Origin of the sequence: Nesterenkonia cremea (assembly GCF_014642675.1) — a bacterium.
GTDB classification, from domain to species: Bacteria; Actinomycetota; Actinomycetes; order Actinomycetales; family Micrococcaceae; genus Nesterenkonia; species Nesterenkonia cremea.
In genome coordinates, this window is the sequence record NZ_BMIS01000001.1 from 111,947 (window position 1) to 134,480 (window position 22,534).

Consider the following 22,534-nt stretch of genomic DNA (forward strand, 5'->3'; position numbering starts at 1 on the left):
GGCTAGGTCCTCAGCTCCAGGGCGGTCTTGCCGATGCGGATCTTCTCGCCCGGCTCCACCGTGGAAGCGCGGGTCAGCTGCTCCTCGCCCAGCCAGGTGCCGTTGGTGGATCCCAGGTCCTCGATGAACCAGCGGGACCCCTGCGGGAAGAGCCGTGCGTGTTTGCCGGAGGCGTAGTCGTCCTCCAGGACCAGAGTGCACTCCTGGGCGCGGCCGAGCATGATCGGGGCCGATCCCAGCTCCAGCTCGGTTCCGGCCAGCGGGCCCTCACTGATGACCAGGCGGCGGGCCCGGGGGCGCGGCATCTGGCCGGCCTGGTTCTGCGAGTCCTGGTGACCGCCGCTGCGGCCCCCGTTGGACTTGGGGGAGCCCGAGGCCCCGGCGCGGGTGCGGGACTTCTTGGAGACCATCAGATCGCGGCTCTGCGCGCCGATGATGGAGAGGATCAGGATCCACAGCAGCAGAAGCAGCCCGAACTGCAGGACGGTGACGGCAAGTTCACTCATGGGGTTCAGCGATCTCCGCCCTCGAGCAGGAAGCGCAGCCTGGCGCTGCCCAGCGCGATGATCGAGCCGTGCCGCAGCTGGGCCTCGTCATGCGCGCCGGAGAGCTGCTCGCCGTCCACTGAGGTGCCGTTGGTGGAGCCGAGATCGCGGGCGATGTGGCGACTGCCGCTGCGCACCACCTCCACATGCTTCCGGGAGATGCCGGTGTCCGGCAGGGTGATGTCCGCGGAGGCGGAGCGCCCGATGACGGTGCTGCCCTCAGCCAGGCTGTGGCGGGTGCCGTCCACCTCCAGGATCCCGACGCCGGCCGCTGCGGCAGGGCGCGGAGGTGCCGAGGTGGGACGCGGAGGTGCGGCGGCGGTGGCCGACGGACCTGCGGCGGGGGAGGAGGACGGGCGCGGTGCCGCGGAGTGGCCGGCGTCGGCGTCGCGGTCCGACTGGGACTCCACGCTGAGCTGGCCGCGCTTGAGCTCGGTGTTCTTCACGAAGGTCGCCTTGACCGGGCCCAGCAGGGTGTAGCCCTGGGATTCGGAGTGGCGGATGATCTCATCGCAGAGCTCCTCGGCGAGGGTGGAGCCGTAGCTCTTGGCCTGGGCGAAGTCGTCCTCGGAGAGGCGGATCTTATAGAGGTTGGGCACGACTATGCGGCCCTCTGACATGGTGGAGGACTCGCGGTCCATATGTCGGCGTACTGCAGTGGCGATTTCCACGGGGCCGAGGCTCCCTCCGCGTCCGGCGAAGGCGCCGCGGACGGCTTTTTCGATCCCGCGCTCCAAATTGTCGAGCAGGCCCACCGGCACCTCCTTCAAAGTTCACACTGCTGACCGGCGCATCCCTTGAGGAATGCAGGTGCAGTTTGGGCAGTCTCTCAGAGAGTCTAACTCGCTTATCGCCATGACACCTCGAGGAAGGGCCTGCCTGCCTGGAGGCATACTCCCCGGCACCTTCCCTCGGAGCCGGTGGTGAGGGGTGCCGGGTGGAGTGGTGAGTGCCATACTGGAGGAGCTGCTGCGGCGAGATGAGGCGCCGCCTGAGGTACGTTTCGGTCAATTCTTCGCAAACTGCTTCAGTTTTGAAATAAATGGGTGCACAATGAGTGTTGTACCCCGCGTCACGCACCGAGCGGCACGAACACTACGAAGGAGAATCGCTCCCATGGCAACTCTGACCCCCGGCACCTGGAACCTGGATGCAGCCCACTCTGAGATCGGCCTGACCGTGCGTCACGCCGGCATCTCCAAGGTGCGCGCCACCTTCCAGGAGGCCGAGTCCGCCCTGAAGGTCGCCGAAGACGGGACCGCTGACGTCGAGGCCAAGGTCAAGGCCGCGTCCTTCGACTCCAAGAACGCCGACCGCGACGCCCACGTCCGCGGCGAGGACTTCCTCGACTCCGAGACCCACCCCGAGCTGACCTTCGTGGCCACCGGCTTCAAGCCCGCAGGCTCCGAGTTCGAGCTCACCGGCGAGCTGACCATCCGCGGCGTGACCAAGGAGATCACCTTCGAGACCGAGTTCGGCGGCCAGGCTGTGGATCCCTTCGGTCTGACCCGCGCCGGCTTCTCCGCCTCCACGGCCATCTCCCGCAAGGAGTTCGGCCTGACCTGGAACGCCGCACTGGAGGCAGGCGGCGTCCTGGTGGGCGACAAGGTCTCCATCGACCTCGAGGTGGCCTTCGTCCTCGACCAGGGCTGATCCCTCGTCCCCTCTCCCGCAGCGGCCCCGTGCCTGAGCTCCGCGCTCGGCCCGGGGCCGCTGTGCGTCCGGGTGAGGTGCGGGGTGACACCCTCGTTTTACCAAGCATTTGTCACATTACCCCTGCGGATCTGCAGGGGTGATGTGAGATCACCTTGGTAAAACGAGGGTGCTCGGGTGAGGTGCGGCGTCGGGATCGTCTGCCGCTGTAATGTGGGTTGCTGTGGAGACCCTCGCAACGATGGTGATCATCGGCGTCGCAGTCCTGGTGGGCACCATCCTGCAGCGCGTCTCCGGCAGCGGAGTGGGCCTGGTGGTCGCCCCCGTGCTCTCCCTGGTCATCGGCCCCGCCCTCGGCGTGTTGGTCACCAATATGACCACCACCGTCTCCGGCTTCCTGATCATGCTGGCCGTGTGGTCGCGCATCGAATGGCGCCGCTACTGGCTGGTGGGCCCGCTGGCGGTCATCGGCGCCATCCCCGGCGCCTGGCTGGTCTCTCAGCTCTCCGCGGGCTGGCTCTCCATCATCCTTGGCTCCATCGTGGTGCTGGCCCTGCTGCTGACCGTCTCGCTGCCCAAGCTGCCCAGCTGGGAGGGGCGGGTGCCCGGCTGGACCGCCGGTGTGATCGGCGGCTTCTTCAACACGACCTCCGGGGTGGCCGCTCCCGTCATGGTGATCTACTCGCGGGTCTCCAACTGGAATCAGCAGGGGTTCGCCGCAACTATGCAGCCTATCTTCATGACCATGGGTGCCGCCTCCGTGGCCGCCAAGCTGATCATGGACTCCGTGGGTGAGGTGGACGGTGCCGGCCTGGACCTGACTTGGCTCTTCGCCGGGATCGTGGCCGTGGTGCTGCTGGGCATCGTCCTGGGCGGCCTGACCGCGCGGGTGGTCTCCTCCCAGGCCGCCCGCACCCTGGCGATGACTCTGGCCGGGCTGGGCGCGGTGGGCGCCATCATCCGCGGAGTCCTCGACCTCACCGTCTGAGCCCGACGCCGGACGCCAGCACCCGACGCCAGACTGTCACCGAGTCATGTCAGACCCCCTCCCTAGGCTGTCAGCACGCCGCTGAAGCGGCGGCGGAGAGTTGGGTGCGAAGACGGTGACGGAAGAGGTGCAGCATGAGCGGCAGCGGAGCAGGACAGTGCGGAGCAACGGGCCAGGATCGGGCTGGCCGGGGCAGGGAGGCTCAACCTGCTGTGGTCTTCATGGACCGGTGGCGCAGCGCCGGCTCGGGACCAGACCCGGAGGGGGTGCCGGAGAGGCAGGCCACGATCGAGATGCGGCATCAGGAATCCCTGGACTGGGAGCATGAGGCCACCCACGACGGCGACCAGATCTGGCCGCTGCGCCAGGACGGCCTCCCCGAATGGTTCCCTGCGGAGGCCCCGGTGCTGCGCAATTCTGCGGTGCTGGTGCTCTTCCCGGAGGGGACGCTGCACCTGCGTGCGATGAGCAATGCGGGCACCCGCGCAGTGCAGCTGCTGGCCCAGTGGGGCTACAGCCTGGTGGTGGACTCCTATGCCGATGTCACCGTGGACACCGGTGTGCCCATCACCAGATACCGCGAGATCCGCTTCTCCGAGCCGATCAGCCCGGAGGAGGTGGCCGTGCTGGGCCGGAGGCTGCGGCTGGGCGGAGTGGTGGTCCACACCTATCTGGGCAGCTGCGACAGCCAGGGCCTGCGCTTCCGGCGCACCGGCGGGCTCAGCGCCTTCCCCGAGCTGCGGGTGCTGCACCGGACAGCCTTCGACGCCGCCTGCGGCCACCATTACTTCGGTCACCCGCGGCAGCTGCGGCTCTTTGCGCGGCTTCTGGAGGATACCGAGGCTGGGCAGGAGGGAACGGCTGCCCGGGGCGGCAAGGCCGGGCAGGGCGGGTCTGTGTTCGGCGGGCTCCACTCCTCGGACGGTCTGGGGTCGTTGGCCGTGGACTGCCCGGAGGCGACCCAGGAGGCTGAGGCCAGATACCAGAAGGAGTTCGGAGGCCTGGTGGTGGCCGACGCCTACACCTTCGGCGAGGACCCCGATGCGGCCACAGAGAGCTCGGCTCAGCGGGCGGCCTGAGACACCCGATGCTGGAGCCTCTCCCACTGACCTGCCGGATCCAGGGAAGCTGAGAGGGTGTGCAGCTCCACGGTGAGCTCCTCTCCCGGCAGGCTGCGCTGGATCATCGATCCTGGCATGAGGTTCATGAGCACCATGGCCAGCTGCCGGGCGTGGCCCTCAGGCAGCTGCACCGGTGCCGGGATCACCGCGGGTTGGATATCGGGCTGACGCGTCAGCGCGCGCCGGGCCACATCCACTCCGCCCACCACGGACTGGCCGAGGAACCAGAGGATCAGCACCAGGCTGAACCACAGGCGATGCGGCCACCGTGCGGGGCGGGGTGGGCCCTGCGGCGGGAGCAGCCCCAGGCTCAGCGCCACCGCGCAGACCACGGAGACTGCCCCATAGACCCAGTAGTCGGAATCTGCGCCGGAGAACGCCAGCCAGAGCAGGCTCAGCAGCAGGCCGCGCAGGGCCGCAGCAGCTGTCCGCCTCATGAGTCGAACCTCCTCATCCCCACCACCACATCAGGGCCGTGGCGGCCAGCACCATCAGCAGCACCAGTCCGGAGGTCTCCCAGGCCGAAAGCCGGGTCTCCGCACGGGTGGCCCAGGAACGGACCCGCCTGCCCGCGCTCAGCAGCGCTTCGGCGGCGGACCTGGACCGATCCTCCAGCCCGCGGTGCGCCGCCTCCACTCCGCGTACAGTGCCTGAGGCGGCCCGCACCGCCAGGGACTCCTCGGCCACGATCAGATCTCCCGGGGCGATCACCGTGCCATCTGCCCGGGAGGCCCAGTCCGGCAGCAGCCCGCGGGCCGCCAGGGCCCACACCGCCCCGCCGAGGGCCAGCCCGGCCAGAATGGGCCAGGCCGCATCCCAGAGCACAGAGGCCTCCCAGGTGGGCGGCTCGGCCGGCAGCTCCTCCTCCGGCATCCACTGGGCCCCGATCAGCCAGGGCACTGCGATGCCGGCCGCGCAGACCGCCAGCCAGGAAAGCAGCTCGCCGTCGGCCCGGCGCCGCGGAGCCCGCTCGGCCTGCCACATCACCCAGCCGAAGCGCAGCAGCAGGAGCGTGGAGCCCGTGGCCACCCACGGCAGGATGTCCTCCAGCCCGACGCCGAGCACGGTCACGCCCTCCACCGCCTCCTTGGAGACGTATTTGCCGAAGGCCCCCGAGGTGAACGGGGCACCGGCCACCGCCGCCCCGGCACCGGCCATGCCCAGCAGCACCAGCACCCCGGTTCGGCCATGCCCATAGTGTTTGACCACCGGAACGCCCAGGAACAGCGCCCCCTTGGCCAGCCCGTGGTGGACCGCATAGGCCACCGCCGCCCCCGCGGTCAGGGCGGCGAGCTCGGGCACCAGCAGCCCCACACCCACCAGGGCGGCGATGAAGCCCATCTGGGAGATCGTCGAATACGCCAGCACCACTTTGGGGTCCTTCTGCAGCACGCCCACCAGCACCGCCAGGAAGGCACCGGTCAGTGCTGCGGCCACCAGTGCCCAGGCGGCGATCTCCACGGCATCTCGGGCGCCGGCGTCGCCGTCCTCGCCCAGCGGCAGGAACCGCAGCCAGCCCACCAGGCCGGCCTTGACCATCGCCCCGGACAGCACTGCCGAGGCCGCCGGCGGGGCGGCCGGATGGGCCAGTGGAAGCCACACATGCAGCGGCACAGTCCCGGCCTTCACCCCGAAGCCCACCAGCAGCAGCCCCAGGATGAGTCCGGTGTGCGGAGAATCCATCACCGCGGCCGGAACATGCTCCAGCAGCAGAGACTCCTGGGCGTCCGGGGCGCCGCCGTCGTCGAACTCCGGATCCACCGCCTCCGAGGGGGCCAGCAGCGCCGAACCCAGCAGCACCACAGCCGCCAGGATCAGTGTCTCGGAGAACACCGAGAGGAACAGGTAGATCCGCGAGGCCCGCCGCGCGGCCGCATCCCGGTAGTGGATGACCAGGCCCACGGCGGCGAAGCTCATCACCGCGAAGGCCAGATAGAAGCTCACCAGATCCGCGGCCAGATAGGTGCCGATATTGCCGCAGAAGCACACCAGCAGCCAGGCCGAGAGCGCTCCGGAGCCGCGTTCGGCGTCGCGCAGCTTCAGCCAGGTGATCGAGGACAGGGCCGCCCCGTAGAGCAGCACGGCGATCATCAGCAGAGGGCGCCCGAGGGCGTCCACCGCCGCGGTGGAGCCCAGCATCAGCCAGGGCAGCTCCAGCTCGGCCTCGCCGGAGAGGGCCAGCAGGCCGGCCGGCAGCACCGCCGACGGGGCGAAGAGTCCGGCGCGGCGTCGTACTCGGTGAGCCGTGCTGGGGGAGAGCAGGCCGGCGCAGGCGATCGCTGCTGCGGCGCCGGCCGGCAGCAGGAAGGACAGGGCGAACAGCAGCTCGGTCATCGGAACACCGCCTCAGCGATGGCTTCGGCGACCTGCAGCGGCGCGAAGGACAGTGCGGCACCCAGCCCCACGGCCAGCGTGGCCACCGCGGTGATCACCGCCGGAACCACCAGAGCGCCGGGCTCCTTCTCACGCTGGGGCTCGCCCTCCGGCTGCGGCGCCTCATCAGAGGCACCCGCATCAGGCGCCTCACCAGACTCACCCTCGGGCTCCGCGAACCAGAGCATCCACACCACCGGCAGGAAGTAGGCGGCGTTGAGCACCGAGGAGCCCAGCAGCACCAGCACGACCCAGCCCTGTCCGGCGTCGAGGGCTCCCAGGCCCAGCTGCCATTTGGTGACGAAGCCCGCCGTGGGCGGCAGTCCGATCATCCCCAGGGCGCCCACGGTGAAGGCCGCCGAGGTCCAGGGCATGCGCCGCCCGGCCCCGCGCAGCTCGCCGATCGTATGGGCCCTGATGACCTCGGCGAAGAGCCCCGCGCAGAAGAACAGGGTGATCTTCATGATCCCCTGATGCACCAGGTGCACCACGCCGCCGGCCGTGGCCAGCGCGCTGACCATGGAGACCCCGACCACCACATAGCTGACCTGGGAGACCGTAGAGAAGGCGAGTCGCTTCTTCAGCTCCGTCTGGCGCATCGCCTGGTAGGAGCCGTAGAGCACGGTGAAGCAGGCCACCGCCAGCAGCGGCCCCAGCACGCCCAGCTCCTCAGCCACCTCGATGCCGAAGACATCGTCGATCACCCGCACGATCCCGAAGACGCCGGCCTTCACCACGGCCACCGCATGCAGCAGCGCGGAGACCGGGGCCGGAGCCACCATGGCTGACGGCAGCCAGCTGTGCAGCGGCACGAGCGCGGCCTTGACCCCCATACCGCCCACCAGGAGCACGAAGATCGTGACGGCGACGCCGGGAGATTCGGCGGCCAGCGCGGCCACCCCTTCGGCGCCGCCCTCCTCGGCGAAGTCCACCGGCCCGGCGTACATGGTCAGCCAGATGACGCCGATCAGCACGGCCACCCCGCCGCTGAGCGCATAGCGCATATACATCCGGGCGGCCCGCAGGGACTTCTCATCGCCCCAGTGAGCCACCAGCGGATAGGTCACCAGAGTGAGGATCTCGTAGAAGACCAGGAAGGTGATCAGGTTCCCGGAGAAGGAGATGCCCACAGTGGCGGTCACGCACAGGCTGAAGAACCCGAAGAACCGACTGCGGTCCGAGCCTCGCTCCAGGTAGCCGATCGCATAGATGGTGGTCAGCAGCCACAGCAGCGCAGAGAGTCCCGCGAAGAACAGCGCCAGCGGATCCACCCGCAGCACCAGATCGATGCTCTCCCCCTCGCCCAGCGGCAGGAAGGGCACGGAGAACTCCGGCCTGGTCCCCTCCGCCACCACGGCCGGGACCAGCAGGACCACCAGCAGCACCTTCGCGACGGCGGCGGAGAGGTTCACCCAGGAGCGCAGTCGGACTCGGCGCTCACCCATGGGGAAGATCGCGACGGCGGCCGCCAGGGAGAGCACCACCATCACCAGCGGGATCCAGGGCAGCACGGCTGAGGGGATCAGGTCGGTCACCACGGGGCGCCCACCCCCATCAGGGCATCGATCCCCACGGCCAGGAAGCCGGTCAGCACCGTCAGAAGCCCCAGGACGAAGGCGGGCACCTCGGCGAGCCGCTGCCGCCGCGGTGACTCAGCGGAAGCATCGGCGTCCTGTGCGGCGTCGTGCTCCTGGTCCTGCGGATCCTTCGCGTCCTGGAGCAGCAGCGGGGCGATGCCGCGCAGCAGGTACCCGGCGCTGAGCAGGGTGCCCAGGACCAGCACGGCGATGATCCACCAGTGCTCGGCGGCCACGGCCGAGGTGGCCAGATGCCATTTGCCGGTGAACCCCAGGGAGATCGGCAGCCCGATCAGCCCCACAGCGCACAGCCCCATGGAAAGGATCAGCAGCGGATGTCGGCGCCCGGCTCCGCGCAGGCTCTCGATCTCATCGGTGCCCCACAGCTCCTTGAGCAGCCCGGCCGCCAGGAACAGCCCCGCCTTGGCCACGCCGTGGCCCAGCGCCAGTGCCACCGATCCGCTCAGCGCTCCGGAGAGCACCGCATCCTCGGCCAGCGTGGTGCCGGGCTGGCCCTCCAGAGCGCCGGCCTCGGGGTCCAGCAGCAGCGGCAGGAAGAGGAACCAATAGCCCACCTGGGCCACCGTGGAATAGGCCACCAGCGGCTTGAGCCGGTCCTGGCGCAGTGCCATCACTGACCCCAGGATCACCGCCAGCGCACCGAAGCCGCCCAACGTCCAGGCCAGGGCGGTCAGCGCCGTGCTCAGCCCCTCGGCCAGGCCGGTCTCAGCCTCAGTGGTGGCATCCAACGGCATGACCCACAGCCACAGCCGCAGGATCACGAAGAGCGCGGCCTTGATCACCAGCGCCGAGAGCAGCGGGGAGACCGCCCCCGGAGCCCCCGCATGGGCTGGGATCAGCCAGCGGTGCATGGGCATCAGCGCGAGCTTCAGCACCAGGCCCACGCTCATCAGGCACAGCGCGAAGACCGCGGCGGCATGGGCCTCCGGGGTCTCGGCCAGCTGCTGGGCCGCCTGCTCCATATCCAGGGTCCCGGCGGCCGCGAGGATCAGCCCGACGCCGACCAGGAACAGCAGCGAGCCCAGCACTGCCACGAAGAGATAGCGCAGCGCCGGCATCCAGGAGTCGCGGCCGCCTAAGGCCACCAGTGCCACGGCGGTCAGTCCCACCAGCTCCAGGCCCACATAGGTGTTGAACAGGTCGCCGGAGACGAAGACCGCGTTCAGACCGGACCAGCAGCCCAGCCACAGCGGCCAGAACCCGGGGTGCCCTGCGCTCGCAGGCAGGATGGCGGCATGGGCGGAGACCACTGTGCCCACCACGGCGGAGAGGCAGAGGAAGAGCGCGGAGAGCCCATCGGCGCGCAGCCGGATCCCCAGCGGGGCCTCATAGCCGCCCAGGGCCAGCTCGGTGATGCCGCCGGCGGCCGTCTGGATCAGCACTGCCGTGCAGAGACCGCAGATCAGCAGGGCGGTCAGGATTCCGAGGACGGCACGGACGCGGCTGCCCAGCAGCACGGCCACGGCCGAGGCCAGCAGCGGCAGCAGCACGATCCCGGCCAGGGAGAACTCGGCGGTGGTCATGAGTCCCGGCCCCCTTCCGTGCTGCTGCTGTCCTGCTCAGAGCTGTTCTGGCCACTGCTGATCTGATCACCGTCAGCTGCCTGATCAGGCGCGTGTTCGGCGTCGTGGATACCCTCGATCCGACGGATCAGCACCGCGCCCAGGCCGGTGAAGGCCACGGTGATCACCAGTCCGGTGATGACCAGCGCCGAGAGCACCGGATCCGGGGCAGCGCTCTCGGCGCGGGCCCCCAGGGAGAGCAGGACCAGCAGGGAGCCGATCCCCACCACGTTCATCGCTACCAGCCGGGCCAGCAGGTCCCGGGCCAGCAGCAGCCGGACCGTTCCGGCCACAGCCACCAGGCTGCCCAGCAGCAGGTACCAGAGCGCTGCGCCCTCACCGGCGAAGACCTCCATCACTGCACCCCCTCGGGATTCTCGAGGGTCAGGTACATCAGGAACAGCCCGACGGCGATGCCGATGGTCAGCAGGATCTCCACGCTCAGCACGGCGGCGGTGGCCCACTGTGGCTGCCAGCTCAGCCAGGCCTCGGAGAGCAGCGGATCGGCCAGCAGCGGGCCCACCAGCCCGGCCAGGATGAAGACCACCACGCCGCCGATCAGCAGCGGGCGGATCCAGGGTTCGGTGCGCTCGCGGGAGGGCAGGGCGTGGGCAGTGCGCAGCAGGATCAGCAGGGAGCAGAGCACGGCGCCGGATTGGAAGGCGCCGCCGGAGTCGGAGCTGCCGGCGAAGAGCAGCCACAGTCCGGCCAGCAGCAGCACCGGGGCGCAGAGCCGCACCAGCCAGCGCAGCGCCGAAGGCACCTCGGGCTGGGGCAGGCTCAGCTGGTGGAGGCCGCCGTCGCGGCCCAGCGCCATGACCGCCACTCCGGCGAGCATCAGCACTGCAGACTCCAGCAGAGTGTCATAGGCGCGGAAGGCCAGCAGCACCCCGGTGATCTCATGGGTGACGCCGGTGGTCTCCATCTGCTCCTCCAGCGGCTCCGACCAGGCGGGCAGGGCATGCAACACCTGGAACCACACCAGGCACAGCCCGCCGCCGAGCACCGCCCCCGCTGCGCAGCCCAGCAGGGTGCGAGGGTTCAGGATGGGGCGCGAGGTCCGCCGGGTGCCTGAGGTCGGTTGGGTGGTTGAGATCGTCTCTGCCGAATCCGGGGCGGGGGAGTGGGGGCTGCGGATTGCCAGCCAGACCAGCAGCGCGCCCAGGATGCCGCCGCCCAGACCGGCCTCGGCCAGGCCCACATCCACGCTGTCCAGCCGCAGCCAGACCAGAGCGGTCAGGGCTCCCAGGCTCAGGAATCCCGCGGCCAGGGCCAGCCGGGACCGTGGGATCAGGGCGCAGCCGGCCGCAGTCAGAAGAGCAAGGCCCAGTGCGATGTCGGGGACGGCCAGGCTGACGTCCTCGGGGAGGAGGCCGCTCATGACTGCCGCCCTGTGGTGCCGCGGGCGCCGGGGTCGGCATCGGTGCCGGCATCGGAGGCCGGGCCGGCGTCGAGGTCATCGGTGTCAGTCTCGAGCTGGCGCACCTCGTTCTCCGCCAGCACATGGGCGGAGACGGAGGCGGCGCCCAGCCCCAGCAGCCAGGCCAGCAGCAGCACACCTGCGGCGGTCCAGGAGCCCAGCAGCAGCCCCGAGCCCAGCATGATCAGGCCCAGGCCCAGATTGTCGGCCTTGGTGAGCGCGTGAAGACGGTTGCGAACCCCAGGGAAGCGGATCAGCGCCAGGGTGCCGGCGGCGAAGAACAGGGCCCCGACGATGACCAGCAGCAGGCCCAGGGCGTCGCGGAGCAGCTCGATCATGCGCCCTCACCTGTCCGGTCCTGTTCAGCCGGCCGGGCGGCGTCGGGATCTGCGGGCCGGGTGGGGAGGCGCCGGCGTCGGGCACCTGCGCGCACTGCCGCGGTGACCGCGGCCGTCCCGGTGAGCACTGCTGCGATATCGGCGTAGCGCTCACCGTCGGAGGTCAGCACGCCGAAGATCCCGGCCAGGGCGGCGCCGCTGGTGCCGGCCAGCAGGATCACCAGCAGCCAGTGGTGGGCCAGGGAACGGCGGGAGAAGAAGATCAGCGCCGCCACCAGGTTCAGCAGCAGGAGGATGACCACAGCAGAGAGCACAGCCGTGATGATGTGCGACGGCACGGCGACACCCCCTGACTCTTCGCGTTCTGCACTCCTGGATCTGGTCCATTTCTATCAGGCCGGCTCGCTGCTGGAGTCGGTGTCATGGCTGAGAAGACTCCGCATCAGAACATCACCTTCCCGCTTCCCGACTCCGATGTGACCGATACCGGCCACGGCTACGTGGCGCTGCCGGCGTCGGGCTCCGGCCACGGCTACGTGGCGCTGCCGGCGTCGGGCTCCGGCCCCGGGGTCGTCGTGATCCAGGAGTGGTGGGGTCTGACCGACCACATCAAGGACGTCGCCGACCGCCTGGCCGAGCAGGGCTTCGTGGCCCTGGCACCCGACCTCTACGGCGGATGGATCACCCACGACGGCGAGGAGGCCGGGGGCATGATGTCCAAACTGCCGGCCCAGGAGGGCGCCCGCCAACTGGCCGGAGCCACCGACTTCCTGCTGGGACACGAGAAGGTCACCTCCTCCACGGTGGGTGCGATCGGCTTCTGCATGGGCGGCGGATTCGTGCTGTCCCTGGCCGCCCAGCAGGGCGAGAAGATCTCCGCCGCCGTGCCCTTCTGCGGCGTGGGCCAGGCCGTCCCGGAGGTCTACACCGGGGTCAAGGTCGCAGTGCAGAGCCACTACGCCGACCAGGACCAGATGTACCCGCCGGAGAAGGCTCAGCAGCAGAAGCAGCAGATCCGCGAGGAATCCGGTGCGCAGGTGGAGTTCTTCTCCTACGACGCCGAGCGGGCCAAGCTGGCCTGGGACCGCTCCGTCAGCTTCCTCCAGGAGAAGGTGGCCTGAGGGTCTTCATTCCTTCCCTGCGGAATCGCGTACCGGAACTGTGCGAATGAGCTGATTGCGTGCCTCATTGTCGACAACGGGGTACGCGATTCGGCGGGACTCTGACCTCCACGGCGCATGTCGGGTGGGAAAGATTGGGGTGACGGGCTCCCCTGGACAGAAGCTCCGTGTGGGCACAACACGAGCCGAAAAGCACGTAGGCTCAGGGGTGAAGGACGCACCAGAGAAGCCCTGATGGAAGGACTGCCCGATGCCGAACCACCGCTCCCGCACCGCGCGCACCGCCGCGATCACCGGACTGGCCGCCGGATCCGCCCTGCTGCTCACCGCCTGCAACTCGGTGCCCGGCGAGCCGATGAGCGCCGAGGAGCTGGAGACTGTGGTCCCCACCGGCGATCGCATCCCGGAGGGCTGGCAGGACGTGGAGGCGCCTTCGGCTGGTGAGACTGATGCCGGGGCAGAGAGCCTGCTCTTCCGCATGGGCATGATGTTCAGCGACATCGACACCGGCGATGAGTGTGAGGACCAGCTCGAGGAGTTTGAGGACAACCTCGAGGAGGTGGAGCTCGTCGCTCAGGGCGAGGCGCCCTATTCCGATGACGATGAGGAGGATTACTTCGTCGCCATTCCCTTCTCCACCGATGACGAGTCCGACGTCACCGATGAGGCTCTCGAGCTGATGCGCGTCTGCTACGAAAGCGCCGCCGAGGAGGACGAGGACATGGAGGGTGCTGAGCTCGGTGAGTTGGACACCACGCTGGACAGCGTTCTGGTCACCGTGCGGGACGCCGATGAGGAGGGCATCCTGTTGATCGGCGGCTACAGCTACGGCCAGAACCACCTGCTGGTCATGGGCTTCTCCGATGATCCGGATGCCGACTTCTCCCAGATCGCCGATGCCACTCACGAGGTCTTCGAAGAGGGCCCCGACGCCGACTGATCCTTCGGCTTGCCTCCTCATAGACTGAGGGGATGGAGGATGAGGGCCAGCAGGGCGGCGGCGAGAGCCCGCAGAGAGCCGCGCAGGACGGACTGAAGCTGGGGGCGATCCCAGGCGCCACTCCGGACAAATGGGCCTCGCGGTGGAGGGATCGCTACCCGCGCTTCCGTCTGAGCGTGGACCACTACGACGACGCCGGCCAGCTCGCCCGGCTGCAGGAGGGCACCGCCGACGTCGGCTACATCCGCCTGCGCGAGGGCGAGCCCGACCTGGACAAGGACCAGTTCTCCCGAGTGCTGCTCTACCGCGAGGAGCCGGTGGTCTGCGCCGCCCAGGACCATTGGGTGGCCGCCGCTGAAGAGTCGGTGACCTGGGAGGAGATCGCCGAGGAGTCCTTCCTGGATGTCGCGGAGATGGCCCCTGGCCAGGAGCCTGACCCCCATGAGCCGCTGGCCGGGGCCGAGCTGGCCCGTGCAGAGCGCATCGCGCTGGAGGTGGTCGCCTCCGGAGCGGGTCTGCTGATCCTGCCGAACTCCGTGGCCCGGATGCTCTCGCGCAAGGACGTGGTCATCCGCCGGGTGGAGGACATCCCCGGCTATGAGGTGGGCCTGGGTTGGCTGAAGGAGAAGGACAGCGACCTCATCCAGGAGTTCATCGGCGTGGCCCGCGGCCGCAAGCCAGGGAGTGGACGCAGCGCCATCACCCCCGCGGCCAAGGGTGCCGCCGAAGGCTCCGGCAAAGGGTCGTCCAAGGGTGTCAAGGGCGGCGCTGAGAGCGGCTCGGCCCAGAAGAAGTCGCGCGGAAAGTCTTCCGGTCCCGCGCGCTCGGGGCGCCGCCCCTCCTCACCGAAAGCACGGAGGCGGCGCTGAGTCGACGGTCAGGAACGGGTCAGGAAAGCCCGGTAGAGTCCGTCGGCGATGTCTGCTTACCCGCACCCGCGCCCGACCTCTTCCCGTCCCGCCGGCGCCACGGCAGCAGCTGCCCTGGCCGCCCTGGCCCTGACCGCCTGCGCCGGGGACTCCGACTCCGGGACCACTGAGCACCAGCAGACCTACGCCCAGCACCCGGTGGACGAGGACGTGGAGATGGACCTGGCCGGCGCCGGGCTCACCGAGGTCGCCCAGGCTCTTGAGGAGGGGGAGGTCAGCTCTGAGGCGCTGGTCGAGGCCTATACCGAGCGGATCGAGGGGCTGGATCAGAGCGGGCCGGCGCTGAACTCGGTGCGTATGCTCAACTCCGACGCCGAGGAGGAGGCCGAGGCCCTCGACGCCGAGCGCGAGGACGGCGAGCTGCGCGGCCCGCTGCACGGGGTGCCGGTGCTGATCAAGGACAACATCGACGTCGGAGGTCTGCCCACCACCGCCGGATCCACCGCCCTGGCTGACTCCGTGCCGGAGGAGGACGCCGCCCTGGTGGAGGCCCTGCGGGAGTCCGGGGCGATCGTGCTGGGCAAGACCAATCTGAGCGAGTTCGCCTACTTCATGACCTCGGATGCCCCGGCCGGCTACAGCTCGTTGGGCGGGCAGACGCTCAACCCCTATGACGTGACCGAGTCGCCCAGCGGCTCCAGCTCCGGCTCCGGTGTGGCCGCCTCCGCAGGGCTGGCGGCCGCCACTGTGGGTACCGAGACCTCCGGCTCCATCCTGTTGCCGGCCGAATCGAACTCCGTGGTGGGCCATAAGCCCACGGTGGGCCTGATCAGTCAGGAGGGCATGCTGCCGGTCTCCACCACCCAGGACACGGCCGGGCCGATGGCCCGCAGTGTGGAGGATGCCGCCGTGCTCTCGGCCGCCATGACGGATCCCGGCGCCGAGGTGGATCCTGAGGAGCTGGCCGAGGCCGTGGACGGGGCCTCCCTGGAGGGCGTGCGGCTGGGATACCTGCCCTCCCAGCATGAGCCTGACGAGGAGGAGCAGAACGGCGAGCCGTCCGGCGTCGCGGCCTATGAGGAGTCCCTGGAGGTGCTCGAGGAGCAGGGCGCTGAGCTGGTGGAGGTGGATCCGTTGGGCGCCACGGAGGCTGATGACATCCTGCTGGACGAGTTCGGCCGAGACCTGGATGAGTACCTCGCGCAGCTGCCTGATGACGCGCCGATGGGTTCGCTGGAGGAGATCATCGCCTATAACGAGGAGAACTCCGACGCCGCCCTGAAGTTCGGTCAGGGTCTGCTGGAGGAGGCCGCCGGGATCGATCTGGACGATCCTGCCGACAGTGCCGCCTATGAGGAGGACCTGGAGAGCGGCTTGGAGCAGAGCCGCTCGGCCATCGATGACACCCTTGAGGAGGATGACCTGGACGCCATCGTCTCCGACGGCTCCACTGTGGGCATCGGAGCGCGGGCGACCTACCCCACGGTGAGTGTGCCCAGCGGGTACATGGACCCCGGCGAGCATCCCACCGCCCTGATGTTCCTGGGCACCGAATGGTCCGACGCCGAGCTGCTGGGCTACGCCCACGCCTTCGAGCAGGCGGCCGATGTCTGGCAGTCCCCGGCGGAGGTCAACCCCAGCCTGTTCCGCTGCACGATGGCTGCCGTGGACAGCCTGCCGGGCGACTGCCCCTGAGGCAGCCCCGGCAGTCCCGGCAGTCCCCGCGCAGACGCCCTTGTCCCAGGACTCCCGAGACCAGTATCATCGGCCGGACCAGTGACCCAGGCCAGAAAGTCAGCTGAGGAGAGATCGCCAGTGGCAGATGCCAGACGTGCGATGGTGACCACCAGCCCCCTGCGCCTCTGGGCAGGTGTGGCACTGATGCTGGCAGGAGTGGTCGTGGTGATCGTGGGTTCCTGGCCCGCCGTCGGCGACATTTCGCCCGGGAGCTCGGTCTTCGCCACGGCGCTGAACATCGCCGGCCTGCTCACCATCATCAGCAGCCGGGCCAAGATGCCCCAGGACATCCCGGCCGAGCCCCAGCACTGACCCTGCGCTCAGTTGTCCCGGCGCGACTCCCGCGCGTTGACCACCACAGTCGACGCCGCCCGGTCATGCCAGCCCTGCCGGCGCGGCTGCTGCGTGATGGCCACGACCAGCGCGCCCACCACCGCCAGGCCCAGCAGGTGGAACGGATCCGGCAGTGCCCACAGCGGCAGCCCGAAGAGCACCAGCAGCACTGTGCGCATAATGGCCTTGTCCATCGTCGGGACCTGACCGGTGTCTACGCGCAGCACCTTCAGCCCTACGATCATCTTGCCCACAGTGGCGCCCCGCCAGCGCAGCAGCAACGGATCATAGAGCAGCACCGGCACCAGCAGCAGCCATATGGGCAGATTCAGCGACGCCGCCTCCGGATCCTCCGCCGAGACCTGCGCGGCGATCACCAGCGGCATCAGCAGGGCGACGAGCAGCACACCGTCCAGAAGGCGCGCGAAGAAGCGCTCGCCGGCACCGGCGAGCAGCTGCTCACCGGCGTCGGGAAGCCTGATGAAGGGGCGGCTGGGCGGACCCTGAGGGTCCGAGTCACGGGAGGGTTTCGGCATCGTGGTGCTCCTTCTCTCTGCCCCTTGCTTACCATGCGCTGTTCCTGGAAGAAGACGCGGGGCTCACGTGTTGGCCACGGGTGAAAGGTCACACTCCCATCGAGAAGGAGCACATCATGGCTGATCAGAACATCGCAGGAAAGACCATCGCACTGCTGGTGACCGACGGCGTGGAGCAGCCTGAGCTGACCGAGCCGCTGGCCGCCATCCAGGCCGCCGGCGGGGCCGCCGAAGTGGTCTCCCCCAAGGAGTCCTCGCTGCAGGCGATGACCGGCGACTGGGTCCACGCCGACCACTTCGACGTCGACCACCAGCTGGGCAGCGTGAGCTCCGAGGACTTCGACGCCCTGGTGCTGCCCGGCGGCACCCTCAACGCAGATGCGCTGCGCGTGGACGAGAAGGCGCGCGAGTTCGTGAAGGGCTTCGTGGACACCGGCAAGCCCATCGCCGCCATCTGCCACGGCCCCTGGATCCTCACCGAGGTGGGCGGCATCGAGGGCCGCCGCGTCACCAGCTACCCCTCCCTGAAGACCGACCTGGTCAACGCCGGCGCCCAGTGGGTGGACGAGTCCGCCGTGGTCAGCAACGGCCTGATCACCTCGCGCACCCCGGACGACCTGGAGGACTTCAACCGTTCCTTCCTCCAGGTGGTCGCTCAGGCCTGATCAGCGGCGGGCAGCCGCCGATCACTTCAGCTGACACGTGTGCCCGCTCCGGATGCTCTCCGGGGCGGGCACACGTCTGCGCGCGGCCTCCCCGCGGGGGAGGGTCAGCCTGCCAGACCCTGAGCGGGCGGAGTCTGGGCGAAGCTGCGTGCCGGAAGCCAGGCGGCGAGGAGAGCTGCACCTGCGGCTGCGCACCAGATGAGAGCCAGTCTGCCCCAGGGCATTGCGACGCCGATGCTCACCTCCTCGAGCGCGATCAGGGAGCTGACCCCGGCCCAGCCGAAGAAGGTGCCCAGTGCGGTGCCGATCAGCAGGGCCACGAGGGCGAGAAGCAGGGCTTCGATGCTGACCATCCGCCCCATCGTGCCGCGTGTGGAGCCGAGCGCTCGCAGCAGGGCCGCCTCCCTGCGACGCTCCATCACCGACAGAGCCATCGTGTTGGAGACTCCGATGATGGCCACCACGACGCTCACTGCGACCAGCAGAAGCACGACGGCGAGCACCTGGTCGATCATTCCCTGGTCGGAGAACTCTTCCTCCAGGAAGGCCTGTGTGGTGGCTGCACCGACGGTGAAGGTCACCACCAGGGTCACCCCCACCAGCAGCGCGGAGGCGGTGGCAGTGGTGCGGCCCGGGGACTGCCGGGCGGTTCGGCCGGCGAGGGGTGCTGAGGGACGCAGGCCGGTGACAGCGCCCACCAGACGCCCGAGCCGGTCCACCAGGACGGGGATCATCAGGCGGCCCAGCAGAAGCGTTCCGAAGAAGGTCAGCATGCCCCCAGCGATGCCCAGCAGCGGCATCGCCAAGCCCGTGACCGGGTCGCTGTAGTGCTCGGAGGCCGCTGCGTAGACGGTCAGTCCGAAGCCTGGGACTGCGAACAGCAGTCCGGCCAGGGTCCGCACCATGGGCACAGCGGCTCCACCCGAGCTGAGGTCCGCCGGTCGCAGCGCCTCCATCGGAGAGGTGCGTCCGGACCGAACAGCGGGCCAGGCAGAGGCGAAGACCGTCACACCCACCCCGATCAGCACACCGATGAGAGCCGGTGCTGGGGTGAGCTGGGCAGGCAGGAGATCGGCTCCGCCGCCGAAGAGGTCCGCTCGAGAGACGGTGAGGCCCCAGGCCGCCACCCATCCCAGCAGGATTCCGGCCACCGAGGCGGCAGCCCCCAGAAGAGCTCCTTCGCCCAATGCCGCACTGCGCAGCTGGGCGGAGCCCGCTCCCACCGCACGGAGCAGGCCGAGGGTCTTGCGCCGTGAGGCCACCACCACCTGGAACGTATTGGCGATCACGATCGCTGAGACGAACGCGGCGATCGCCCCGAATCCACCGAGCACGAACTGCAGAGCAGTCGCCCCTCCGGTCCGCAGCTCGATCCACTGGTCGATGTACTCCTGCTGGGTGAACAGGGCGGTGTCGTCGTCGATGAGTCCCTGGACCTCATCCCGGGCCTCCTGCGCCGCGTCCGGGTCTTCGCGGTGCTCCTCTTCGAGGATGAGCTGCAGGCTGGGGAAGCCTTCTCCCCGGATGTCCACCTCTGCCACAGAGTCGAGGGCCGTGAGGTCGCTGACCAGTTGATCGACTGCCTCTTCCCCTTCCTCATAGAGGGCGTAGGGCTCCAGCACGATATCGGCGCCGCCGATCTCTTCGGCCGCCTGAGCCTCGATGCCGCGTTGGAGTGAGTCGGCCAACAGCATGCCCGCCACGATGAAGGTGACTGAGATGGTGATCGCGGACGCGGCGGCCCAGAGGCGCCCGCCGGAGGAACGGATGTTCGTGCGCAATACGGCCGCGCGCATCAGTGCGCCGCCTCGATCATTCGTGCTGCGAGGTGCTCGGCGCTGGGCTTCTCCAGGGTCTCGGTGACGTGGCCGTCGGCGAGCATCACGGTTCGGTCCGCCTGCGCCGCCGCGGCGGCGTCATGGGTCACCATGACGACGGTCTGGGAGAACTCATCGACCGCAGTGCGCAGCAGGGCCATCACCTCGGCTCCGGTGCGGGAGTCGAGATTGCCGGTGGGCTCATCGGCGAAGATGACGGTGGGCCGGGAGACCAGCGCCCGGGCCACGGCGACCCGCTGCTGCTGGCCGCCGGAGAGTTCCGCAGGTCGGTGGTGGAGGCGATCGGTGAGTCCGAGCCGTCGGGTCACCGTGTGCAGGAGATTCCGGTCCACGCTGCGGCCACCCAGGCTCGCGGGCAGCAGGATGTTCTCCTCGGCCGTCATGGCAGGCACCAAGTTATAGGCCTGGAAGATGAAGCCGATGTGGTCGCGGCGTGCCGCAGTCAGCGTCTTGTCGCTGAGTCCGGTGAGCGCCACGGGCCCCTCGGCGGTATGGAGGATGACCTCCCCGGAGTCTGGTGCGTCGAGCCCGGCGAGCACATGCATCAGTGTGGACTTCCCTGATCCGGATGGTCCCATGATCGCGGTGAAGGAGGCGTTCGGGATCCGTAGGGAGAGGTCTCGGAGGGGTCTCACGGCGGCGTCCCCGGTCCCGTAGGTCTTGGAGAGGTGTTCAGCGGTCACCGCGTCGAGGGCGGCGACGGGAGTATGCGTCGTCATAGTTTCCACCGTACGAGCACTGATTCTGGGGCACATCGGGCTGGGGTCGGAATCTCATCTCATCCTGTGGTCTGAGTTCGGGATCCGGCGAAAGCTCTGGTCCAGCGGAAGATCATGGGACGACGACGCCGGCTTCGTAGGCGAAGACGACGGCTTGGACGCGATCACGGGCACCCAGCTTCGCGAGCACGTGACCCACGTGGGTCTTCACCGTGGCCTCCGAGACGTAGAGCTTCGCGGCGATCTCCGCGTTGGAGGCCCCGGTGGCCATCTCCTCCAGCATCTGGCGCTCCCGGCCGGTGAGGAGGGCGAGCCTCCTCTGCTGATCCGGACTGGGGGAGGGCGCGGCCCCGTCCCCCAGCAGCGCGGAGTTCAGCAGCCGACGGGTGGTCGTGGGGGCGATGACGGCTCCGCCCTGCATGACGGTGCGGATCGAGTCCAGCAGCACCTCCGGCTGAACATCTTTCAGAAGAAAGCCCGCAGCTCCGGCACGCAGCGCATGCAGAGCGTACTCATCGGTGTCGAAGGTGGTCAGCACGATGACCCGGGTATCGGCGAGTGTGGGATCCGCGGCGATCTTCTCCGTGGCCTCCAGGCCGTCCATCTCCGGCATGCGGATGTCCATGAGGAGGACGTCGGGCTGGTGGTCGCGGGCGGCTCTGAGGGCCTCGGCGCCCGTTCCGGCCTGACCGGTGACGGTCATATCCGGCTGGGAGTTGATGACCATGGCGAAGCCGGCGCGCAGCAGGGCCTGATCGTCGGCGAGGTGGACGGTGGTGGTCATCGAGGTGTTCCTTCCGCGCTGACGACGCGGTGCAGCGGGAACCGTGCACCCAGCACGAAACCGTCGCTGTGGGCTCGGGCCTCGACGTCGCCCCCATAGAGGCGGGCACGTTCGGTCATGCCGCGGATCCCGGAGCCTGCGCCGTCAGAGAGAGCGGCCGCTCCCTGTCCGGTGTCGCGGACCTCGAGCCTCAGCTCCTGCGCAGCGGAACTCTCGGCGCCGGGGGCCACGCTGAGACCTACGGTGGCGGAGGCTCGCTCGCCTCCATGCTTGAGTGTGTTGGTGAGCGCCTCCTGGATGATCCGGTAGACGGTCAGCCCGGCGCCCTCGGTCAGGGGCGGGAGATCCTCGGGGAGGGCCTCGAGGCAGACATCGAGTCCGGAGGCGCGGACGTCCTCGAGCAGCTGAGGAAGCCCGTCGAGATTCGGGGCCGGGCGCCGGGCGAGCTCCTCTGAGTCTTCGCGGAGCACACCGAGCATACGGCGCAGCTCGCTCAGGGTTTCCCTGCCGGTGGTGCCGATGGCCTGAAACGCCTCCTCAGCCTGGTGGGGGTTCTGGTGGACCACGTACCGGCCGCCGTCGGACTGGGCGATCATCACACTCATCGAATGGGAGACGACGTCGTGCATCTCCCGTGCGATCCGCATCCGCTCGGCATCCGCGGCGAGGCGGGCCTCCTGGTCACGCTCGACTTCGAGCAGACGGTTCTTCTCGCTGACGGCCGCCTGCTCGCGACGACGGCGCCCGCCCAGGTCCCCGATGGTCCACGCCCCCACGACGACGGCGGCGCAGAACCCGGCGACCAGCAGCATGACGACGATCAGGATCGGCAGTTCCGTCAGGGGATCCGGGCCGTAGAGGGTGGTTTCGTCCGGGTCATGCTGATACCACCGGATCAGGTAGCCGACCAGGATGGTCCCCCCGGCGAGGAGACCGCCCAGCAGGCCCCACCCCAGAGCCGTCAGGGAGATCCGCCGGGATCCGTACTTCGCCGCAGCATAGACCAGAAGAGGCACTGCGAGAGAGGACCATCCCGGGCCCTGCAGGGTGAGGATCTGGAGGGTGCAGGCGGTGCCGGACACGGCCACGGCCCAACCCGGCCGGATCCGGCTGATCGCCACCGGGACGATCGCCGCCAGGTCCAGCAGCAGCATGAGGGGCCACAGCACGTGGCCGCCCAGCATCCCCATGCTGGGTCGGTTGAGCCCCCACGCCGAGAAGGCCGCCACGGCCAGGGGCAGCGCCAGGAAGGACGACCCCAGCCATGGGCGAGCCTCGAAGAATCGGACCGCTCGCACATGCACAGGCGTGCGCGGGACAGACGAGGCAGGGGCGGCGGTCATGCATCAAGTCTAGGAGCCCCCTCCTTCTGCGGGCTTCAGACCTGGGGATGA

At 69.3% G+C, this 22,534-nt stretch carries 24 protein-coding genes; 9 read left to right on the forward strand and 15 right to left on the reverse strand.

The features are described 5' to 3' along the window. Positions 1-2 precede the first annotated feature (2 nt). Both IEW85_RS00505 and IEW85_RS00510 read right to left on the reverse strand, forming a co-directional pair. Positions 3-506: an FHA domain-containing protein FhaB/FipA gene (locus tag IEW85_RS00505; RefSeq protein WP_188682022.1), complete on the reverse strand. Its 504-nt coding sequence runs from the start codon at positions 504-506 to the stop codon at positions 3-5. 5 nt (positions 507-511) lie between these two features. Continuing rightward, positions 512-1,300 (reverse strand): FHA domain-containing protein, encoded by a 789-nt coding sequence (locus tag IEW85_RS00510; RefSeq protein ID WP_188682023.1) that lies wholly within the window; start codon positions 1,298-1,300, stop codon positions 512-514. A 361-nt stretch (positions 1,301-1,661) separates the two neighbouring features. On the opposite strand from IEW85_RS00510, the gene IEW85_RS00515 reads away from it, so the two are divergent. From IEW85_RS00515 to IEW85_RS00525, 3 genes are all read left to right on the forward strand, one after another. After that, positions 1,662-2,198, forward strand: a complete 537-nt coding sequence (locus tag IEW85_RS00515; RefSeq protein WP_188682024.1) for a YceI family protein — start codon at positions 1,662-1,664, stop codon at positions 2,196-2,198. Between the two features lie 223 nt (positions 2,199-2,421). Next, positions 2,422-3,186: a TSUP family transporter gene (locus IEW85_RS00520; RefSeq protein WP_229658679.1), complete on the forward strand. Its 765-nt coding sequence runs from the start codon at positions 2,422-2,424 to the stop codon at positions 3,184-3,186. 212 nt (positions 3,187-3,398) lie between these two features. Further along, a complete protein-coding gene (locus IEW85_RS00525; protein ID WP_188682025.1) occupies positions 3,399-4,265 on the forward strand; it encodes a hypothetical protein in 867 nt (288 codons plus the stop codon). On the opposite strand, the gene IEW85_RS00530 is transcribed toward IEW85_RS00525, so the two are convergent. From IEW85_RS00530 to IEW85_RS00565, 8 genes are read right to left on the reverse strand one after another with little or no spacing between them, the layout of a single operon-like run. Continuing rightward, positions 4,250-4,744, reverse strand: a complete 495-nt coding sequence (locus IEW85_RS00530) for a Na+/H+ antiporter subunit E (RefSeq protein ID WP_188682026.1) — start codon at positions 4,742-4,744, stop codon at positions 4,250-4,252. The genes IEW85_RS00525 and IEW85_RS00530 overlap by 16 nt on opposite strands. Before the next feature lie 13 nt (positions 4,745-4,757). Further along, positions 4,758-6,641, reverse strand: a complete 1,884-nt coding sequence (locus tag IEW85_RS00535; protein WP_188682027.1) for a proton-conducting transporter transmembrane domain-containing protein — start codon at positions 6,639-6,641, stop codon at positions 4,758-4,760. Continuing rightward, complete coding sequence (locus IEW85_RS00540) at positions 6,638-8,215, reverse strand: complex I subunit 5 family protein (protein WP_229658680.1); 1,578 nt, start codon at positions 8,213-8,215, stop codon at positions 6,638-6,640. The genes IEW85_RS00535 and IEW85_RS00540 overlap by 4 nt, the downstream gene beginning before the upstream one ends. After that, entirely contained in the window at positions 8,212-9,801 is a 1,590-nt protein-coding gene (locus IEW85_RS00545; protein ID WP_188682028.1) for a complex I subunit 5 family protein, read from the reverse strand. Before IEW85_RS00545 ends, IEW85_RS00540 begins: the two co-directional genes overlap by 4 nt. Beyond that, positions 9,798-10,196, reverse strand: coding sequence for an NADH-quinone oxidoreductase subunit K (locus IEW85_RS00550; protein WP_188682029.1), 399 nt, complete (start codon positions 10,194-10,196; stop codon positions 9,798-9,800). Before IEW85_RS00550 ends, IEW85_RS00545 begins: the two co-directional genes overlap by 4 nt. Further along, positions 10,196-11,221, reverse strand: coding sequence for an MnhB domain-containing protein (locus IEW85_RS00555; RefSeq protein WP_188682030.1), 1,026 nt, complete (start codon positions 11,219-11,221; stop codon positions 10,196-10,198). Before IEW85_RS00555 ends, IEW85_RS00550 begins: the two co-directional genes overlap by 1 nt. Beyond that, positions 11,218-11,598, reverse strand: a complete 381-nt coding sequence (locus tag IEW85_RS00560; protein ID WP_188682031.1) for a monovalent cation/H(+) antiporter subunit G — start codon at positions 11,596-11,598, stop codon at positions 11,218-11,220. Before IEW85_RS00560 ends, IEW85_RS00555 begins: the two co-directional genes overlap by 4 nt. Further along, entirely contained in the window at positions 11,595-11,936 is a 342-nt protein-coding gene (locus IEW85_RS00565; protein ID WP_188682032.1) for a hypothetical protein, read from the reverse strand. The genes IEW85_RS00560 and IEW85_RS00565 overlap by 4 nt, the downstream gene beginning before the upstream one ends. 84 nt (positions 11,937-12,020) lie before the next feature. Between IEW85_RS00565 and IEW85_RS00570 the strand changes: the two genes are divergently transcribed. From IEW85_RS00570 to IEW85_RS00590, 5 genes are all read left to right on the forward strand, one after another. Then, entirely contained in the window at positions 12,021-12,719 is a 699-nt protein-coding gene (locus IEW85_RS00570) for a dienelactone hydrolase family protein (protein ID WP_188682033.1), read from the forward strand. A 250-nt stretch (positions 12,720-12,969) separates the two neighbouring features. Then, complete coding sequence (locus tag IEW85_RS00575; protein ID WP_188682034.1) at positions 12,970-13,659, forward strand: MPN domain-containing protein; 690 nt, start codon at positions 12,970-12,972, stop codon at positions 13,657-13,659. Between the two features lie 32 nt (positions 13,660-13,691). Further along, complete coding sequence (locus IEW85_RS00580) at positions 13,692-14,528, forward strand: LysR family transcriptional regulator substrate-binding protein (RefSeq protein ID WP_188682035.1); 837 nt, start codon at positions 13,692-13,694, stop codon at positions 14,526-14,528. 48 nt (positions 14,529-14,576) lie between these two features. Next, positions 14,577-16,223 carry an amidase family protein gene (locus IEW85_RS00585; RefSeq protein ID WP_188682036.1) on the forward strand — a complete coding sequence of 549 codons (1,647 nt, stop codon included), beginning with the start codon at positions 14,577-14,579 and terminating at the stop codon, positions 16,221-16,223. Between the two features lie 120 nt (positions 16,224-16,343). Further along, entirely contained in the window at positions 16,344-16,577 is a 234-nt protein-coding gene (locus IEW85_RS00590) for a hypothetical protein (RefSeq protein ID WP_188682037.1), read from the forward strand. Between the two features lie 8 nt (positions 16,578-16,585). Here IEW85_RS00590 and IEW85_RS00595 read toward each other — a convergent pair whose 3' ends face one another. Continuing rightward, a complete protein-coding gene (locus IEW85_RS00595) occupies positions 16,586-17,134 on the reverse strand; it encodes an RDD family protein (RefSeq protein ID WP_188682038.1) in 549 nt (182 codons plus the stop codon). Between the two features lie 116 nt (positions 17,135-17,250). Between IEW85_RS00595 and IEW85_RS00600 the strand changes: the two genes are divergently transcribed. Then, complete coding sequence (locus IEW85_RS00600) at positions 17,251-17,799, forward strand: type 1 glutamine amidotransferase domain-containing protein (RefSeq protein WP_188682039.1); 549 nt, start codon at positions 17,251-17,253, stop codon at positions 17,797-17,799. A gap of 104 nt (positions 17,800-17,903) precedes the next feature. On the opposite strand, the gene IEW85_RS00605 is transcribed toward IEW85_RS00600, so the two are convergent. The 4 genes from IEW85_RS00605 to IEW85_RS00620 all read right to left on the reverse strand — a co-directional run bounded on the left by IEW85_RS00605 (position 17,904) and on the right by IEW85_RS00620 (position 22,483). Beyond that, positions 17,904-19,595, reverse strand: coding sequence for an ABC transporter permease (locus IEW85_RS00605; RefSeq protein WP_188682040.1), 1,692 nt, complete (start codon positions 19,593-19,595; stop codon positions 17,904-17,906). Continuing rightward, positions 19,595-20,356, reverse strand: coding sequence for an ABC transporter ATP-binding protein (locus IEW85_RS00610; protein ID WP_188682041.1), 762 nt, complete (start codon positions 20,354-20,356; stop codon positions 19,595-19,597). Before IEW85_RS00610 ends, IEW85_RS00605 begins: the two co-directional genes overlap by 1 nt. Positions 20,357-20,468: 112 nt before the next feature. Further along, positions 20,469-21,140: a response regulator gene (locus IEW85_RS00615; protein ID WP_188682042.1), complete on the reverse strand. Its 672-nt coding sequence runs from the start codon at positions 21,138-21,140 to the stop codon at positions 20,469-20,471. Further along, positions 21,137-22,483 carry a sensor histidine kinase gene (locus IEW85_RS00620; RefSeq protein ID WP_188682043.1) on the reverse strand — a complete coding sequence of 449 codons (1,347 nt, stop codon included), beginning with the start codon at positions 22,481-22,483 and terminating at the stop codon, positions 21,137-21,139. The genes IEW85_RS00615 and IEW85_RS00620 overlap by 4 nt, the downstream gene beginning before the upstream one ends. Positions 22,484-22,534 lie beyond the last annotated feature (51 nt).